The sequence below is a fragment of the Hungatella sp. L36 genome (genome assembly GCF_014288035.1).
Window position 1 is genome coordinate 127579 of record NZ_JACOPC010000004.1, and the last position, 19203, is coordinate 146781.

Consider the following 19203-nt stretch of genomic DNA (forward strand, 5'->3'; position numbering starts at 1 on the left):
AGGAAATAGAAGGAAAGTGATTGTGCATAATGCACAAAAATAAAACAATAAAATTTCGGATATACCTAACATTTACAGGATACTATATAAGAAATCATAGATAGAAAAGTAAAAATGCATAGATTATAATATTTTTTAGATATGAAAAAGAACAATGAAAAAGAAAAAGGAGGCATATTTTATGGCAGATTTGAAAAAGAAGCCGGGGAAAAAGCGGAAGTGGAACAGGGATGACACGGAATTGACCATACTGGCATTTCCAACCGCGGTCTGGTACCTGCTCTTCTCGTTTTTGCCCATGTTTGGTATTATTATTGCGTTTAAAAAGTATACCATCAACGGGGGATTTCTACACAGCATTCTTACCAGCGCGTGGTGCGGACTGGACAACTTCAAGTTCCTGTTTTCGTCCGGCGATATCTGGATGATACTCAGAAACACCATTCTCTATAATATCACCTTCATTATCTTAAACATTGTGGTTCCTGTAACCATGGCGCTTTTAATCGGGCAGATTCACAACCAGCGCATGGCGAAGGTATTTCAGACGGCCATGTTTCTGCCGTATTTCTTGTCATGGGTAGTGGTAACCGCTCTGGTGTGGGCCTTCTTAAGCTTTGACAAAGGGATGTTAAACAATCTGATGGAAGGCCTCGGCCAGGATCCCAAACAATGGTACATGGTTCCCAAGCTGTGGCCGGGCTTTTTAATATTTATGTATCTCTGGAAAAATCTGGGCTACAGCATGGTCGTGTATCTGGCTACCATTACCGGAATCGACAAGACGTATTACGAGGCCGCCTGCATTGACGGGGCCAGCGTATGGCAGCAGATGAAGTGGGTGACGCTTCCGCTCATGCGCACTGTCATTATCATGATGTTCATCATGGCGGTGGGCCGTATCTTTTATTCGGATTTCGGCCTGTTCTATCAGGTACCCAGAGACTCCAATTCCCTGTACAATGTAACGTATACACTGGACGTCTTTGTATACAAACAGCTCATGTCATCGACCACGGGAATGGCCTCGGCGGCCGCATTCGTCCAGTCCGTTGCCGGATGCATCACCATTCTTCTGGCCAATGCCGTAGTGCGCAAGGTTGACCGGGAGAGTGCCATGATTTAAAACGTGTCTGAAAAGCTACTATCACTCATTCATTAGACAGGAGGAAGAATATGTCCAAAAAAAATAAGGAAGCGGCAGACGTGCAGAGCTTCAACAGGATATCCGCGAGGGCTAATATTCTGTTAAATATCATGTTTTTGATTCTGGCCCTGATTTGTGTAATACCGGCGGTGCTGGTGGTCTCGATCTCCTTCTCCGCGGAGCAGTCCATCACCGATTACGGCTACCGGCTGATTCCTAAGATTATTTCTCTGGATGGCTATGGCTATCTGCTGAAGCAGGGGGCCCTGATCATCAGGGCGTTGGGAGTATCCCTGTTTGTTACTATCGTGGGAACCGCCCTGGGAACGCTTCTCACCACCTTGATGGGATACGTGTTATCCAGGCCGGACTACAAGCTGAACGGATTTCTCACCATGCTGGTCTTCATCCCCATGGTATTTAACGGAGGTCTGGTCTCTACATATTTTATCGTCTCCCAGTTCCTGCATTTAAAGAATACTCTGTGGGCGCTGATTCTGCCTCTGTCGGTATCTTCCTTTAACGTCGTCATATGCAGGACGTTCTTTAAGACAACCATACCGGAGGAACTGATCGAATCGGCCAAGATGGATGGGGCCACCCAGTTTAAGATTTTCTTTCAGATCGTGCTTCCCATCTCCCTGCCGGTTATCGCTACCATTGGGCTGTTCCTGTGCTTTGCCTACTGGAATGACTGGTATCAGTCCATGCTGTACATCGACAACCAGCGTCTCTACTCCCTGCAGGCGCTTTTAAATGCCATCATGACCAATATCAACATGCTGGCGCAGAACGCCGCAACCATGGGCGCGAGTATGGCGGATATGGTGGCAAATATGCCAAAGGAAGCGGCCCGTATGGCGATTGTGGTCATTATTGTACTGCCAATCGCATGTGCATACCCGTTTTTCCAGAAATACTTTATCTCCGGACTGACGGTCGGAGCCGTCAAAGGGTGAGTGCGCCCGTATTTTAATAACTGCTTATCAGGCGGGTTTCCCGTTGATAATAGAATAATCAGGAAAGAAGAGGATTGTTTATGAAGAAAACAGATGTATGGAAAAAAGCGGCTGCGGCCGGCTTGGCCGCTCTGCTGGCCGTCGGCACCATAACCGGATGCACGGCTAAGACAGATACGAAAGAGACGGGGACTCCCGCGGGAGACACGGCGGAAAAAGATGGTGCGTCTGCGAAGGATACGGCTGCGGCCGATCCAGCCGGAGGAGACATTCCGACTCTGGTATACTGGACCGTGGGAGGAACCACGCCCAGTGATTTTGATCAGGATATTGCAGCGATTAACGAGTATCTGGAGGAGAAGATCCATGTAAAGCTGGATTTGAAGGTGGCCGGATGGGGCGATTACGAGAAGAAGATGAACACCATCATCAATTCGGGCGAGTATTTTGACATGATGTTCGTAAACAATACGAATTACAGCCGTTTTGTGAAAATGGGTGCCTTCGAAGATATATCCGACAAGCTCCAGTCGGTGGCGCCGGAGCTTTATGAAATGATTCCGGAGCAGCTCTGGAAGGGCGTGACCATCGGAGGAAAGGTTTATTCCGTCCCCACCTATAAGGATTCCTCCATGGCACAGTTCTGGTATTTTGACGATCAGTACGTGCAGAAGTACAACATTGATCTGGATCAGATCAAGACGATGCAGGACTTAGATAAGCCGTTCCGCGATATGAAGGAGGGAGAGGGCAAGGGCTTCTATCCGCTTCAGATGTCCCAGGGAAGCCCGTTTAATGGATTCTTTAACGAATATGACGGCCTGACCTCCGGCCTGCAGCCTCTCGGCGTAAAGGTAGATGACCAGACAAGAACCGTGATCTGTACTCTGGACCAGCCGGATATCATGGAGAATTTAAAGCTGCTTCATCAATGGTATATGGATGGCATCATCAATCCGGATGCGAATGTTCTGACCGAGCCGCAGAAGAAGCTTCCATTTTCTTCCGCACAGGGCTGGCCCAGCGCGGTTGCCACATGGCAGGTATTAAACGGTGTGGAGAAGTATGATGCATTTAAGGTATTCGGCCCGCTCTATTCTACCGATACCATTCAGGGCTCCATGAACGCCGTTTCCATTAACTCCAAATATAAGGATGAGTGCTTAAAATTCCTGCAGCTCGTGAATACCGACTCCAAATTACGCGATATGCTGGCATACGGTGTGCCGGATAAGACCTTCAAATATGTGGGGGACGGCGTGATTGAGAAGCAGACGGATACCTGGCCGCTGGCCGCCTATACGCAGGGAACCTTCTTCAACATGTCCATTACGGAGGATGCGGACCCGGATCAGTGGGATCAGGTAAAGAAACAGAACGAGGAAGCGGTTTCCTCTTCCTGCTTAGGTTTCTCCCTCGATCTGACCAATATTCAGAATGAGATGTCCAACTGCCTGACCGTATGGCAGAAGTACAAATACGACTTATTAACAGGCGCTTCCGACCCGGAGACAGCGGTTCCGGCCGTAATCCAGGAATTAAAGGCCGCAGGGTTTGATACGGTCATCCAGGAGGCACAGAAGCAGATCAACGAGTTTTACAACTGATAAGCAAATGCAGAACAAAATATAGAATAAAATATAAACTAAATATAGAGCAAAATATAGAACAGACCGGATGCGGCTAATGGCATCTGCTTGTGAATCGAAGAAAACGACTGTATAATTAATAATCGGCAGAAAAGACAACGAACGGACAGAGGGAAAAGCTTATGAAAAAGACATCAGGTTCATTCTTGAAAATCAGTGTATACAGAAGGCGTTTTACAGGCACGGTCTGTTCTATTATTTTTATATCCCTGTTTTGCCTGATTTTTGCGCTCTGCTTTTTTACAACCATATGGGCGGATAACCGGTGGCAGGAGGTACAATCCAGTTTTATGACCCTGGAGCAGCAGAAAAGAGACAGGTCGGAACAGTTAGAAAATTATGTGAACGGCATTTATGCAAAGCCGAGTCTGATGGAGGATACGAAGACTCTGTTTGAGAGCACCAGCGAGCAGGATTATACGAGACTCAGGGAGGAGAACAGCGCGCGTTCCAATACGCAGATCGCCTGGCTGCCCGGTGACATGCGGAAGCTGTTTGTCAACAGCCAGCTGAAGGTAAACGCGGTTACGGTCCGGTCGCCGGAGGGATTAAAAATCATATGGCTGGATAATCTCTCCGGGAATATGAGGGTAACGTATGGATTGAGAGGGGAATGGCAGCTGATCGACAGGATGGACAGGGATACGGTGCTGGAATCCTTTGAAGTGAGGAGTCCGGATTCCGTCATGAAGAGTCTCGGAACACTGACATTTTACGGCTCATCGAAGGATATTTACAAGGGAAGCAGCCAGGCGTATGACTGGGCCCTGATCAAGGGGAAAATGATATCCTATGAAAATGTAAAGGGAGAACGGGAGCGGGAGTGGATTCTGACGGCTTCCGAAAAGAAGGCGTTTCAGGGCTGGTTTCTATGGAAAGGAAGGCTTCCGGTTTTCTATTTTGAATTCGTCAACTCATCCGGGGACAGTGAGTACATATCGGCAGTGGACATCATCTCTCTCTGGCGGGCGAACGGGGCGGGGGCCGCGACGCTGGCCGTGACCGTCCTTGTGCTGGCAGCCGGGGCTGTCATGGTTGCCTTTTTCAATCTGCAGGGCGAGGCCCGGTTTCTCTCCCATATCATGGATATGCTCAAAACCATGGAACACGGTTCTTTTGTAGAGGTGGGAACCATGGTCATGAAGCGGGGCGGCCACTACAATGAATACACGCTGATTGCCGACGCATTATCGGAGGTGAGCGTCAAACTGGACGGATATATCCGCAAGGAGTATTTGCTGAAGCTGAAGCAGCAGGAGACGGCGATGAGGGCGCTGCGCCATCAGATTAATCCGCATTTCCTATATAATACACTGGAAAGCATAAGGGCCAGAGCGCTGGTACTAAAGGACAGGGAGACGGCGGAGGCCATCGAGGGGCTGGGAAGGCTCTACCGGACTCTGATCCGCTGTCCGGAGGTGATTCCTCTGCAAAAGGAAGTGGAGGTCCTGGAGATGTATTTAAAGCTCATGTCCCTCCGATTCGCGGATACCTTTGTATACCGGGTGGATATTGAGGAGGAGGCAAAGGATGTGGATACCATCGCCTTCTGGCTTCAGCCACTGGCGGAAAATTTCTTCAACCACGGTATGGACCAGGAGAGTGAATTTAATCTGTTGATGCTGGAGGCGGTTAAGAAAGAGGAGGGAATCCTGGTTACCATGTCGGATAACGGCCGGGGGATTATGAAAGACCGCCTTTTGGAGATCAGGAAGAATATGGTGGAAGGCGGGGATGACCCCGGGGCCGATATCGGACTGCGCAACGTCTATATGAGGCTCAGCTATTTCTATGGGGAAGCGTTCTCGATGAATATTGAAAATCAGGCGGCAGGCGGATTGAAAATCGATATTTTCCTTCCGGCGCTGCCGGGAAAGGAGTAGGCCGCATGTATACGGTTCTGATTGTAGATGATGAGCCCAATGTCCTGGAGGGCGTAAAGCGCCTTCTGGACTGGGAGAAATTAGGCGTGGGGCGGATCTGGACTGCAAAAACATCTCTGGAGGTCATGTCACACATCATAGACTGGAATCCGGATATTTGTCTGGTAGATGTCAGAATCGGCAATGACATGGGATATGAGCTGATCGAGTGCTTAAGCGGCCTTGGCATTCATTCGAATTACATCATGATGAGCGGATACGATGACTTTCACTATGTGAGGGAGGCCCTCCGCTGCGGAGCGCTGGACTACTTACTGAAGCCGGTGGGAGCGGAGGAGCTGGAAGCGTGTATCCGCAAGGTCATCATGGAACAGCTTCACGGCACGCTGCCGGAAGCGGAGCAGAAGAACGGTGATCCCATCCTGAAGATAGAATATGAGGCCATGTCGCCTCTGATCCATAAGATTGTCCTGATGGTGGCGGCCGAGTACGGGGGCCATATCTCGCTGAAGATCATAGCTGATAAGTTTCGCATGAATTCCACGTATCTGGGACAGATATTCATCAAGGAAACGGGAATGAAGTTTTCGGAATACCTGATGTGCTATCGGCTCTGTATGGCCAGGGAGCAGATCGTGAACAGTGATGAGAAGATCGCGGTGATCGCGGCCTCTGTGGGCTACACGAATATGAATTATTTTTACCAGCAATTCAACCAATATTACCATACCACCCCGTCCGAGATGAGAATACGGGGCTCAGAAAGGAATTGACATATGATTTTTGCAAGGGAGAGGGCGCAGGTAATCGCCAATAAGCTAAAAAAATTAATGGTTGTCCGGAAATTCCAGCTGGATGACTGGAAGGTGAAGGAGGGCTTCTTTTTACGGCCGGAGGAGGCCGATCGGGCGGAGGAAGACTGGGAAACGTTTGACAGCCGCCTGATGCACTGGTACGGGCCGGACCGCCATTACTGGTTCCGAACCGTATTTACGGTACCGGAAGAGTATGACGGGAAGGGCTTATGGCTTCGCATCCGTACCCAGATTGAGGAGTGGGATGACGCCAAGAATCCGCAGTTTCTCGTGTTTCTGAACGGAGAGGCGGTACAGGGCGCCGATATGAACCACAGGGAGGTCCTGCTTTCTGAGGCGGCAACGGCGGGAGAGACGGTGACGGTTGATTTGCAGGCGTATTCAGGCACCCTTCATCCGGAATTTCGTCTGATGGCAGATGTGGAGGAAGTGTCAGAACCGGTTAAGGATCTTTATTATGATATCCAGGTGCCGTTATGGGCCATGGACCGGATGGATCAGGAGGGAAAGACGGCCATTGATATCCTGACTGTGTTAAATGACACGATCAGCCTTCTGGACTTACGGGACGTCTTCTCCGACGATTTCTACCGCTCGGTGGAGGCGGCGCGGGCCTATATCGCAAAGGCGCTGTATGAGGACCTGGCGGGCGACGATACGGTGATTGCCACCTGCATCGGGCATACCCACATCGACGTGGCGTGGTGGTGGACGGTTGCCCAGTCCCGGGAGAAGGCGGCCCGCAGCTTCGCCACGGTATTGGAGCTGATGGACGAATATCCCGAATACCGGTTCATGTCGAGCCAGCCGGTCCTCTATACGTTTGTGAAGGAACGGTACCCGGAGCTTTATGAGGAGATTAAGAGAAGGGCAGCAGAAGGCCGCTGGGAGCCGGAGGGCGGCATGTGGCTGGAGGCCGACTGCAACTTAACCAGCGGAGAGAGTCTGGTGCGCCAGTTTTTATACGGCAAACGGTTCTTTCAAGAGGAATTCGGCGTGGACAGCCGGGTGCTGTGGCTTCCGGACGTATTCGGTTATTCCGGCGCCCTGCCCCAGATCATGAAGAAATGCGGGATCGACTATTTTATGACGACGAAGCTCTCCTGGAACCAGTTTAACAAGGTGCCGGACGACACGCTTCTGTGGGAAGGAATCGACGGAACAAAGGTTTTGACCCATCTCATCTCGACATTGGGAGTAGGGCAGAGCGTGGATCGCTTTTTTACCACCTATAACGGCATCCTGCATCCGGACGCGATCATGGGCGGCTGGCAGCGCTATCAGAATAAAGAGATGAACCATGATATTCTGGTGGCCTTCGGCTACGGCGACGGAGGCGGCGGCCCAACCAGGGAGATGCTGGAGACGGGCAGGAGGATGGAAAAGGGAATCCGCGGCATACCGAAGGTGCGCCAGGAGAGTTCCCTCACTTACTTTACAGAGCTTTCCAAGCGGGTGAAGGACAGCAGGCGGCTCCACACGTGGACCGGAGAATTTTATTTTGAGTACCACAGGGGAACGTATACGTCCATGGCCAGGAATAAGCGGTCAAACAGAAAGAGCGAGCTGCTTCTCATGGACTTAGAGCTGCTGGCCGTGCTGGCAGAGAAAAGGGGAGCGGCCTATCCGGCGGAGGACTTGGAGCGGCTGTGGAAAATGGTGCTGCTAAACCAGTTCCACGATATTCTCCCGGGATCATCAATTAAGGAAGTCTATGAGGTGACGAAGCGTGAGTATGAGCAGGTTGCGGAGGAAGGCGGCCGTCTGCTCAAAGAGCGGAAGGAAGCCGTGGCGGGTGCCGGAGACGGCGTGACCGTATTCAATACGCTGGGATTTACACGCAGGAGCCTGACGGTTCTTCCGGATGGGGTGACATCCTTGACAGATAAAGGGGAGGCGCTTCCCAGCCAGGAGATCGGCGGACTGCGGTATTCTCTGACGGGGGAGATTCCCTCCAAGGGATACTCCGTGTATGGCGCGGTGCGGGAAGCGGACGGCGGTACGGCTGACGAGGCGGCCGGGGGCGTCGTAGAAAACAGCGCTGCAGAGAGCGGCGGAGATACGCCGTTTTCCGTCTTAAAAACCGCGGATGGCTTCGTGATTACTACGCCGTTTGCAAAAGTGGATATGGCGGCGGATGGAAGCTTTACGAGCCTTCTTGACCTTTCGGAGAACCGTCAGGTATGGAAGGCGGGCGAGGCGGGGAACCGTCTGAGGATCTACGAGGATAAGCCGATTTATTATGATAACTGGGATATCGATGTGTTCTATACGGAGAAATACTGGGATTTGGATGAGCCGGCGTCGATTGCGGTTACGTCAGTGGGGCCGCTGTGTCTGCAGATCACAGTGAACCGTAGCTTCATGCATTCCCGCATGACACAGGATATCCGATTCTATGCCCACAGCCCCAGAATTGATTTTAACACCTGGGTGGACTGGAAGGAGCACCAGTACCTGTTAAAGGCAGGCTTTCCGGTGGATGTCCATACGGACGAGGCGGCGTTTGACATCCAGTTCGGCAACGTGGTGCGAAAGACCCATACCAATACGAGCTGGGACAGAGCCCGTTTTGAGAGCTGCGGCCATAAGTGGATGGACGTATCGGAGAGCGGATATGGGGTCAGTCTGTTAAATGACTGCAAGTACGGCCATTCTGTCCGTGAGGGCTGTATAGAGCTGACGCTGATCAAATCGGGCATCGAACCGAATCCTGACACGGACAACGAGAAGCACGTATTTACGTATTCGCTGTATCCTCATCAGGGAACGTGGAGGGAGGCGGATACCCAGAAGGAAGCTGCGGATTTAAACCAGCCGCTTTCGGCGGTAAACGGCGGAATACCCGGGGAATCCTATGGATTTGCAGGCGTAAAGGGGGATTCCGTGGTCCTGGAGACCGTGAAGAGGAGCGAGGACGGTGATGGCATCATCCTGCGTCTCTACGAGAGCCGGAATAAAAGGGTGAACGCGAAAGTGAGCCTTTCCTGTGCCCCGGTGACAGTGACGGAATGCAACCTGCTGGAGGAGCCCGTTGACGAGGCAGGCGGCCTTATGATTGACCAGGATGGCTTTTCCTTTGTCATTAAGCCGTATGAGATTAAGACGTATAAGGTGGTGTTTTAAGCGATGAAAGTAATTCTGTTTGACATTGATACACTCAGGGCCGATCATATGGGCTGCTATGGCTATGGGCGGGATACTACGCCTGTTATGGATGGGATTGCGAAAGAAGGCGTGTGCTTTGACCGGTATTACTGTCCCAATGCCCCCTGCCTTCCCTCCAGAGCGTCGATGGTGACCGGGCTTTACGGAATACATAACGGCATTGTGGGACACGGCGGTACGGCGGCGGATTTACGCCTTCAGGGCGAATCGCGGAGCTTTACGGATCTGGTGTCGGAGAATGGGCTTTTCATGCAGTTTAAGAGGGCCGGACTTCACACAGTCTCATTTTCCAGCTTTGCGGAGCGCCACTCGGCCTGGTGGTTTCTCTCCGGCCTGGATGAGTATTATAATCCGGGACTCCGGGGCGGGGAGTCGGCGGACATGGTCACACCGGCAGTCCTTAATTGGTTAGAAAGGAACCGGGAGATGGAGGACTGGTTTCTTCACGTCCATTACTGGGACCCGCATACGCCGTACCGCACCCCGGAGGGGGTGAAGAGCCAATTTCAGGATGAGCCTCTGCCGGACGACTGGATTACGGATGAAATTTTTGAGGAACATCTGCGGCACATCGGCCCTCACGGCGCCAATGAAATCAATATGTGGAATGACGAGACCTTCAGCCGTTGGCCGAAGCATCCCGGCAGCTTGAAGACAAGGGGCGATGCGAAGCATTTTATCGACCTCTATGATGACAGTGTGCGGTTCACCGATGACAATATTGGGCTGATCGTGGCGTGGCTTAAGGAGCAAGGGCTTTACGGAGACGATCTGGCGATTATCATTACCGCAGACCACGGAGAGGATTTGGGAGAATTCGGGGTCTATGGAGAACACGGCATGGCCGACGAGCCGGTATGCCATATTCCGCTAATCATCAGATGGCCGGGGGCCGAAGGCGGACGCCGCATCAAGGGCTTTTATGACAATACGGATCTGCTCCCTACGGTGAAGGCGCTTTTAGGCACGGAGACCTTTGGGGACTACCGGTACGACGGCGTCTCCTTCAAGGAACCGCTGTTGGGCGGAAAAGAGTGCGGGAGATCCGCGGCGGTGCTGACCCAGTGCGCCCACGTTTGCCAGCGAAGCGTCCGGTTTGACCATTATATCTATATCCGCACCATCCATGGAGGGTACCATCTCCTGCCGGAGGAAATGGTGTTTGATCTGGACTGCGATCCCCATCAGCTGCATAATCTGGCGGATGAGCGTCCGGAGCTTTGCGGCCGCGGAGCACGGCTGCTTTTAGACTGGACGGAGCGGATGATGAAGCAGTCAGATTCAGACCGTGATCCCATGTGGACTGTGATGCGGGAAGGCGGGCCGGAGCACTGCAGAGGCCGCCTGGAAGCGTATGAAAAGCGGCTTGAGGAGACGGGGAGAGCGTACGGGATCCCGCTTCTTAGGGAACAGTACAGGGATGAATTTAATGGACAGGAATAAGAGGAGAAAACTGATGATTTTAATACCGCAGCCGAAAAAGGCTGAAAAAAGAGATGGGGAGTTTACGATAGGCTATGGAAGCTATCTGGTGTTGGAGGAGTCCTGCGGACCGCTTCTGACAAAGCAGGCAATGCTCTTTTTAGATGCGCTGGAGGAAGAGACCGGTTATCGGCCAGCTCTGACCAGGGGAAAAGGAAGAGACGGGGATATCATTCTGCGCCGGGAGGACGCGCTGGGTCCGGAGGATGTACTGGGTCCGGAGGATATACTGGGGCCGGAGGATGTACTGGGCCAGGGATATACTCTGGAAATCCGGCCGGAAGGGATCGTTCTCACCGGCGGTGAGAAAGGGCTGTGGCATGGAATGCAGACGATCCTGCAGATGGCAGGGCAGCAGGGCGCCGTACTTCCGGCAATGAGTATTCACGACAGGCCGGACATTAGGAACCGCGGCTTTTACCACGATGTCACAAGGGGAAGAGTGCCTAAGCTTAGCTGGCTGAAAAAGCTGGCCAACCGGATGGTGCGTTATAAGCTGAACCAGATGCAGCTCTATATTGAGCACACATTCCTGTTTCGTGATTTCAGCGAAATATGGAGGGATGACACGCCGCTGACCGCAGAAGATATTCTGGAGCTGGACCGGTACTGTCTCGACCGCGGGATCGAGCTGGTCCCTTCCCTGTCCACCTTCGGGCACCTGTACAAAATCCTGGGCTCGAAGCATTACAGCCATCTGTGTGAGCTGGAAGGCTCAGAATCCATGCCATTCTCGCTGAGGGGGCGGATGCACCACCATACGATCAACGTGTCTTCGCCGGAAAGCCTGGAGTTCATCAAGGGAAAGATCAGAGAATTCGCGGCCCTGTTTACTTCCGGCCAGTTCAATATCTGTGCCGATGAGACCTTTGATCTGGGAAAAGGAAGGAGCAGCAGTCTGAAAGAGAGTCTGGGGATTCACAGGCTCTATATCAATTACGTAAAGGATTTGTGTGAATGCGTGATTTCCTGCGGAAAGCGGCCCATGTTCTGGGGCGACGTCATTGCCGGAGAGCCGGAGCTTCTAAAGGAGCTTCCGGCGGAGACCATCTGCTTAAACTGGGGATACGCGAAAAACCAGAGGGAGGATGAGACGAGGGCGCTCGATGCGGCCGGAGCGGTCCAGTATCTCTGCCCGGGTGTATGCGGCTGGAACCATCTGATTCCTTTGTATGAGAACGCGTACTGCAATATAAAAATCATGTGCGATTACGCCCGGAAATACGAGGCGGTCGGAGTGCTGAATACGGATTGGGGAGATTTCCTGCACATCAATCATCCGGAATTCAGCATACCGGGGATGATTTACGGGGCCGCATGCTCCTGGAATGCACAGCCTCCTGCATGGGAAGAGATGAACCGCCAGATTTCAGTCCTGGAATACGATGATTCCACCGGGCAGTTGGTGGGTATGCTGGCAAAGACCCAGGAGCTTCATGGCTTCACATGGGAGATGGCGGTCCGGTTTAAGGAGCTCAAGACAGGCGCCGCGCCGGAATATGCCACCGACCACAGGCAGTATTTACAGGAACACATGGAATCCATGGAGGGAGTCGATAAAAAGAACCGGCATCTCGAAGAAATTACCGGAGAGCTGTATGGACTTCTGCCCCACATGGACAGACGAAGCCGAAAAATGGTGAAGAAATATGTCATAGCCGTTGAAGGGATCGGCCTGTTTAACGAGCTGGGAAAGGTAATCACAAAATGGGATTACGGCGCGGAGTATGGCGTTATGCCGGATACCTGGGCGCTCTCAGAGCGACTGGAGGTGTGGCTGTACCATTATAAGGAGCTGTACCGCAGTGTGAGCCGGGAATCGGAGCTTGGAAGGATTCAGGAGATCATAGTGTGGTATGGAGATTATTTGAGGGAGCGAAGATAAAATGGATCTTTACCTGATTTTTGATCTGGGAGGAACTTCTGTTAAATTTGCCGTTTCAGATAAAGATGGGGAATTTGACAGTACGGGTTCCTTTCCGACGCCGAAGGAAGGCATGGAGAGAATGCTTGAGGAGATGGGGCGGGTGTATGAGACGGTGCAGGCGGAACTTAAGGCGGCAGATTCACGCATTGCGGGGATTGCTGTCAGTTCTCCCGGAGCCGTGGACATCCGCACGGGCGTGGTAGGGGGGATCAGTGCGATCCCGTATATCCATGGCTTCCCATTTACCGAAGCGGTCAGCCGCCGCCTGAGCGGGCTTCCGGTCTCTATTGAAAATGACGGCAACTGCGCCGCGCTCGGTGAACTGTGGAAGGGGGCGGCGGCCGGCAGGCGGAATATGGTCTCCGTGGTATGCGGCACCGGAATCGGCGGTTCCATCGTTCTGGATGGCCGTGTATACCGGGGGAAGTCCAATAATGCAGGCGAGTTCGGCAACTATCTGGTGAACCGGGAGGGGGAACAGAGGCGGACGTGGAGTTCCTGTACGATGGTGAATCAGGCGAAAAGATATGAGGCGCTGACGGGAAGAAGTGCCGATGGCAGGGAACTCTTCCGTCTGGCTGAAGCCGGGGACGGCGATGCGGTCCGGCTGGTGGAGGAATATTACGAGGCCATGGCTGTCGGACTGTTTCAGATCCAGTTTACGCTGGACACAGAGCTGATCGTGCTGGGCGGCGGTATCAGCGAGGCGCCCTTTGTTATTCCCGAAATCTATAAGCGGATGGAACGGATGGCGGAGGATGCGGAGTTCGGATTTCTGATGCCGGAGATCGTCCCCTGCCGGTTTGGGAATAAGGCGAACCTGTATGGGGCTTTGTACTGCCATTTATATAGGTGATAATACGTAACAGTATTGCAGGAGGTTTCAATGGAGTATCAGTTCAGTAAAGATTTTCTATGGGGCGCGGCCTGTTCCGGGCCCCAGTCGGAGGGCAGCTTTCCGGGGGACGGAAAAGCGGAGATGGAATGGGATTACTGGTTTCAGCAGGCCCCGGAGTTGTTTTACGACGGTGTGGGACCAGCCGTGACTTCGGATTTCTACCATAAATATAAGGAGTATGCCGGACTTATGAAGGAGATCGGCATGAACTCCTACCGCACCTCAATTCAGTGGAGCCGGCTCATAAAAGACCGTGAGGGAACCATAAATGAGGCGGGCGTGGAGTTTTACAAGTCGGTGATTGACGAGCTGTTAAGCTGCGGGATCGAGCCGATTCTCTGTCTCCATCACTTTGATCTGCCCATGTACTGGGTGGAGAAGGGAGGCTTTGAGAACAGGGAAACGGCGGAGGCATTTGCGGCGTACGCGGCAAAATGCTTTGAATTGTTCGGAGACAGGGTAAAACGGTGGCTTACCTTTAACGAACCGATTGTCATAACGGAGGGCGGCTATCTTTATAAGAATCATTATCCGGCTGTTTGTGATGCGAAAAGGGCGGCCCTGGTATCGTACCATCTTCAGCTTGCCAGCAGTATGGCGGTTAAGGAGTTTCGGAAGAGAGGCGGGGAGGGGCAGATCGGTATCGTGCTGAATCTAACGCCTACCTACTGCAAAGAGCCGGAGAATGCAGAAGACAGAAGAAGTGCGGAAATTGCCGATCTGCTGTTCAACAAATCATTCCTGGATCCTTCCTTAAAAGGAGAGTATCCAAACGCCCTGGTGGAGCTTTTAAAGAAGGAGGGAATCTGCCCGGAGGCTCAGGCGGAGGACTTAGAGGTGATCCGTGCCAATACGGTAGATTTTCTCGGAGTGAATTACTACCATCCGAGGCGGGTTACGAGAAGGATCAGTCCGTTTACTGGTCCCCTCATGCCGGAAAAGTATTTTGAAGAATATACTTATGAAGGGCAGAAGATGAATTTTTCGAGAGGATGGGAGATATATGAGCCTGCCGTCTATGAAATCGCCATCCAACTGCGCGACAATTACGGCAATATTCCCTGGTACCTATCGGAAAATGGTATGGGCGTGCAGAACGAAGAGCAGTTCATCGGCGTGGATGGCATCGTGGAGGACGATTACAGAATTGAATTCATCCGGGATCATTTAATCTGGCTTAATAAGGCTATCGTGGAGGGCTGTAACTGCTTCGGATACCACTTATGGGCGCCCTTTGACTGCTGGTCCTGGAAGAATGCATATAAGAACCGGTATGGCATGATAAGAGTGGATAGAAAGGACAATTGCCGGCTTACGGTAAAGAAATCGGGAAGATGGTTCCGGGAGACGGCGGAACGGGGCGGATTTTCTCTGCATACCGAAATATAAATCTGCAAAACAAAAAGGAGCATGGCCAAATACCGGACGGTATCGATCCATGCTCCTTTATGTATTTAATTATTCCTCAGAAATAGCGCCTGTAGGACATACACCAGCACAAGTTCCGCAGCTGATACAGGTATCAGCGTCGATAACGTACTGTCCGTCGCCCTCAGCAATCGCGTTTACTGGACATTCGCCTTCACATGTTCCGCAGCTTACGCATGCATCACTAATAACATATGCCATAATAAATTACCTCCTTATATTCTATACATTTGCCTATATTCTATACTATAAATGTAAATTATTCAAGTGGAAAATGATGTAGTTTTTGTTCAAAATTAGGAGCAGAAAAGATCCGGCGCTCCAGTGCGCACATCTTTGATGCCGTGAAGTATGATTTTCTTTGCAGCCACGGCACCTTCTTTTGACATCGGCGGTACATCCTCCAAAGGATAAATCATGCCGAGATTCTTATATTTTACCTTGCCCATATCGTGGTAGGGAAGGACATCCAGGGCCTTCACGTATTTCAGTGTTCCGATAAAACGGCCCAGATGGTATAAGTCTTTTTCGTTGTCCGTAATTCCCGGTACCACTACATGGCGAATCCACATGGGGATCTGTTTTTGATCGAGATACTCTGCAAACTGCAGAATATTCCGGTTCGGGCGGCCCGTAAGCAGCCGGTGCTTTTTGTCGTCAATCTGTTTTAAATCGAGCATAACGAGGCAGGTAGAGGCGAGCAGCCGGTCCAGCTGCTCTAAGTATTCCGTATCTGCGTCCCGGAAGGTGACGCCGGAGGTATCAAGACACGTATGGATATCCCGCCGGCGTGCCTCCTCAAATAATTCCGTCACAAATTCCATCTGAAGCAGGGGTTCTCCGCCGGTCACCGTGATGCCTCCGCCGCGGTAGAACGGGCGGGAAGCCTCATACTGGCTCAGGATCTCAGAGACCGTCATGGAGGTGCCCCCGCCTGACGACCAGGTGTCAGGGTTGTGACAGTACTGGCAGCGCATGGGACAGCCTTTCGTAAAGACTACCATGCGGATGCCCGGCCCGTCAACGGTGCCGAAGCTTTCAATCGAATGTATCTGACCTGTCGTCATGCGGAGAGCGCCTGCCTTTCTTATGAAAATGGAACGTATTTCATGTGCATTTTAGATCGCGTCGTGGAACGTACGGGAGATAACCTCGTCCTGCTGTTCCTTTGTAAGCTTAATGAAGTTAACCGCATAGCCGGATACACGCACGGTCAGCTGCGGATAGTTTTCCGGATGCTTCTGAGCGTCCAGTAAGGTTTCACGGGTGAACACGTTGACGTTTAAGTGGTGTCCGCCTTCCTGTACATAGCCGTCTAACAGGGATACCAAGTTGTCGATCTGAGAGTCACTGATGTTTGTATTTGCCATGTTTTTTTCCTCCTGTAATGGTGTATTTAATAGTTGTCTGAGAAATCCGTCGCACTGTTTTCCGGGTCCTCCTCATCGGTGTCCATACCCTCGAACAGGGTGGGCACGTTGCAGGCCAGATTGCCGGCGGCACAGTCTAAGGAATTCATGGTGGTGACGGTCTTTGATGTGGTGGTATCCGCGCTGACCGTTCCGTCTGAGGCCGTGCGGATGTTCATATGACCGCCGCCGCCGGATACAAACGCATCCAGCATGGCGACGATATCGTCAATCTTTTTTTCGTCAGGGGCTGCCATAAAAGCACTTCCTTCCTTAACAGGTTATCAGTTAAATGTTGTCTAAATCCACTTCCAGATCGCCGGTAAAGATCTGATCTTCCTTGCCGAGCGCTCCGGGCACGATGGAGAAGGTATTGGAAATACCATCCTGCGCATCCTTAAATGGAAGCTTTGCAACGGAAGCCAGAGAAGCAACGGCTCCGTGGCTGTCGCGGTGGTGCATCGGGTTGGCGCCTGGCGCAAATGCCTCGCCTGCCTTTCTGCCATCCGGTGTCGCGCCGGTGTTCTTACCGTATACGACGTTGGAGGTGATGGTTAAGATCGAGGTGGTCGGGATACCTCCGCGGTAGGTGTGATTGCCCTTTACGTAGTTCATGAAGGTGTGAACAAGCTCGCTGGCCAGCTGGTCAACGCGGTCGTCATTGTTGCCGTATTTCGGGAAATCACCTTCTACGATATAATCCACGACGATGCCGTTTTCATCACGCACGGTCTTGACCTTTGCGTATTTGATGGCGGATAAGGAGTCGGCCACTACGGATAAGCCGGCGATACCGGTTGCAAACCAACGGGTTACCTTCTTGTCATGGAGCGCCATCTGTACGCGCTCGTAGGAGTATTTGTCATGCATATAGTGAATGATGTTTAAGGTGTTGACGTAAACACGGGCCAGCCATCTCATCATGTCTCTGTATGCCTCCATTACCTCATCGTAATCGAGATATTCGGAGGTGATCGGACGGTACTTAGGACCTACCTGCTTCTTCGTTACCTCATCGATACCGCCGTTAATCGCGTATAACAGGCACTTCGCCAGGTTGGCACGGGCGCCGAAGAACTGCATTTCCTTGCCGACACGCATGGAAGAAACACAGCAGGCGATGGCGTAGTCGTCACCGTGGGTGACTCTCATCAGGTCATCGTTCTCATACTGGATGGATGAGGACTCGATGGAGGTCTTGGCACAGAATCTCTTGAAGTTTTCCGGAAGTCTGGTGGACCAGAGAACCGTTAAGTTCGGCTCCGGAGCGGTTCCTAAGTTCTGTAAGGTGTGTAAATAACGGTAGGACATTTTTGTGACCATGTGGCGTCCGTCGATGCCGACACCGCCGATGGACTCTGTCACCCAGGTCGGGTCTCCGGAGAACAGTTCGTTGTATTCCGGTGTACGGGCAAATTTTACGAGACGAAGCTTCATAACAAAATGATCCACGAATTCCTGAATCTCTTCTTCTGTGAAGGTGCCTTCTGCCAAATCTCTCTGTGCGTAGATATCGATGAAGGTGGAGGTACGTCCCAGGGACATTGCCGCTCCGTTCTGCTCCTTGACAGCCGCTAAATAGCCCAGGTATGTCCACTGGATCGCTTCCTTAACATTAGTCGCCGGTTTGGAGATATCGAAACCGTAGATAGCGCCCAGCTTCTTTAACTCACCCAATGCGCGCAGCTGCTCAGACAGTTCCTCACGCTCACGGATTACGTCGGAGTACATGATGGTACGTGTGGTCGATTTCTGCTCTTCCTTGTTCTCGATCAGGCGGTCGATGCCGTATAAAGCGATACGGCGGTAGTCGCCGATGATACGGCCGCGGCCATATGCATCCGGAAGACCGGTGATGATGTGGTTGGAACGGCAGGCGCGCATCTCATCGGTATAAGCGTCGAAAACGCCTGCGTTGTGTGTCTTTCTGTGAACGGTAAAGAATTCCCTGATCTCCGGATCAATGGTGTAGCCGTTGTCCGCGCAGGCCTTCTCGGCCATCCGGATACCGCCGTAAGGCTGTAAGGAACGCTTAAATGGCTTGTCCGTCTGGAAACCTACGATTTCTTCTTTTTCTTTATCCAGGTAGCCTGGGCCGTGGGAGGTGATGGTGGAAACAATTTTCGTATCCATATCCAGCACACCGCCAGCTTCTCTTTCTTTTACGGTCAAATCCATAACCTGGGCCCACAAATCCCTTGTAGCCTGGGTCGGACCTGCGAGGAAGGTGTCATCGCCGTCATAGGGGGTGTAGTTCTTCTGTATAAAGTCTCTGACATTGATTTCTCTTTCCCAGACGCCGCCGCTAAAATCTCTCCACTCTGGTCTCATAATGTTGTACCTCCGTTGATTGCTTATTTATAAGTAAAAATAATGAACGAGTGCTGCCAAAAGTTATAATTCATACAACTTTTGTATGAATATATTATAGTTGAATA

Annotated in this window: 15 protein-coding genes; 10 read left to right on the forward strand and 5 right to left on the reverse strand. The window is 51.8% G+C overall.

Going from position 1 to position 19203, the window contains the following annotated elements; all coding sequences use genetic code 11:
• Positions 1-181: 181 nt before the first annotated feature.
• The 10 genes from H8S80_RS12225 to H8S80_RS12270 all read left to right on the forward strand — a co-directional run bounded on the left by H8S80_RS12225 (position 182) and on the right by H8S80_RS12270 (position 15317).
• A complete protein-coding gene (locus H8S80_RS12225) occupies positions 182-1126 on the forward strand; it encodes an ABC transporter permease (protein WP_110323174.1) in 945 nt (314 codons plus the stop codon).
• A 50-nt stretch (positions 1127-1176) separates the two neighbouring features.
• Entirely contained in the window at positions 1177-2106 is a 930-nt protein-coding gene (locus H8S80_RS12230; protein ID WP_002601997.1) for a carbohydrate ABC transporter permease, read from the forward strand.
• A gap of 80 nt (positions 2107-2186) precedes the next feature.
• On the forward strand, positions 2187-3713 hold the full coding sequence (locus tag H8S80_RS12235) for an ABC transporter substrate-binding protein (protein ID WP_117633278.1): 1527 nt from the start codon (positions 2187-2189) through the stop codon (positions 3711-3713).
• Positions 3714-3877: 164 nt separating this feature from the next.
• The gene (locus tag H8S80_RS12240; RefSeq protein ID WP_117633277.1) at positions 3878-5638 is read left to right on the forward strand and encodes a sensor histidine kinase; all 1761 of its coding nucleotides are present in this window, start codon (positions 3878-3880) and stop codon (positions 5636-5638) included.
• Positions 5639-5643: 5 nt separating this feature from the next.
• On the forward strand, positions 5644-6411 hold the full coding sequence (locus tag H8S80_RS12245) for a response regulator transcription factor (protein WP_002601994.1): 768 nt from the start codon (positions 5644-5646) through the stop codon (positions 6409-6411).
• Positions 6412-6414: 3 nt separating this feature from the next.
• Positions 6415-9579: an alpha-mannosidase gene (locus tag H8S80_RS12250; protein ID WP_117633276.1), complete on the forward strand. Its 3165-nt coding sequence runs from the start codon at positions 6415-6417 to the stop codon at positions 9577-9579.
• A gap of 3 nt (positions 9580-9582) precedes the next feature.
• The gene (locus H8S80_RS12255; protein WP_117633275.1) at positions 9583-11064 is read left to right on the forward strand and encodes a sulfatase; all 1482 of its coding nucleotides are present in this window, start codon (positions 9583-9585) and stop codon (positions 11062-11064) included.
• A 13-nt stretch (positions 11065-11077) separates the two neighbouring features.
• Entirely contained in the window at positions 11078-12988 is a 1911-nt protein-coding gene (locus tag H8S80_RS12260; protein ID WP_117633274.1) for a beta-N-acetylhexosaminidase, read from the forward strand.
• A 1-nt stretch (position 12989) separates the two neighbouring features.
• Positions 12990-13886 (forward strand): ROK family protein, encoded by an 897-nt coding sequence (locus H8S80_RS12265; RefSeq protein ID WP_117633273.1) that lies wholly within the window; start codon positions 12990-12992, stop codon positions 13884-13886.
• Between the two features lie 30 nt (positions 13887-13916).
• Positions 13917-15317 (forward strand): glycoside hydrolase family 1 protein, encoded by a 1401-nt coding sequence (locus tag H8S80_RS12270; protein WP_117633272.1) that lies wholly within the window; start codon positions 13917-13919, stop codon positions 15315-15317.
• A 69-nt stretch (positions 15318-15386) separates the two neighbouring features.
• Here H8S80_RS12270 and fdxA read toward each other — a convergent pair whose 3' ends face one another.
• From fdxA to pflB, 5 genes are all read right to left on the reverse strand, one after another.
• A complete protein-coding gene (fdxA, locus tag H8S80_RS12275; protein WP_002601988.1) occupies positions 15387-15557 on the reverse strand; it encodes a 4Fe-4S ferredoxin in 171 nt (56 codons plus the stop codon).
• A gap of 95 nt (positions 15558-15652) precedes the next feature.
• On the reverse strand, positions 15653-16423 hold the full coding sequence (gene pflA, locus H8S80_RS12280) for a pyruvate formate-lyase-activating protein (RefSeq protein WP_117633271.1): 771 nt from the start codon (positions 16421-16423) through the stop codon (positions 15653-15655).
• A 51-nt stretch (positions 16424-16474) separates the two neighbouring features.
• Entirely contained in the window at positions 16475-16726 is a 252-nt protein-coding gene (grcA3, locus tag H8S80_RS12285; protein ID WP_002601986.1) for an autonomous glycyl radical cofactor GrcA3, read from the reverse strand.
• Positions 16727-16752: 26 nt separating this feature from the next.
• Entirely contained in the window at positions 16753-17022 is a 270-nt protein-coding gene (locus H8S80_RS12290) for a hypothetical protein (RefSeq protein ID WP_002601985.1), read from the reverse strand.
• A 31-nt stretch (positions 17023-17053) separates the two neighbouring features.
• Positions 17054-19096 carry a formate C-acetyltransferase gene (gene pflB / locus H8S80_RS12295; RefSeq protein ID WP_117633270.1) on the reverse strand — a complete coding sequence of 681 codons (2043 nt, stop codon included), beginning with the start codon at positions 19094-19096 and terminating at the stop codon, positions 17054-17056.
• Positions 19097-19203: the final 107 nt, after the last annotated feature.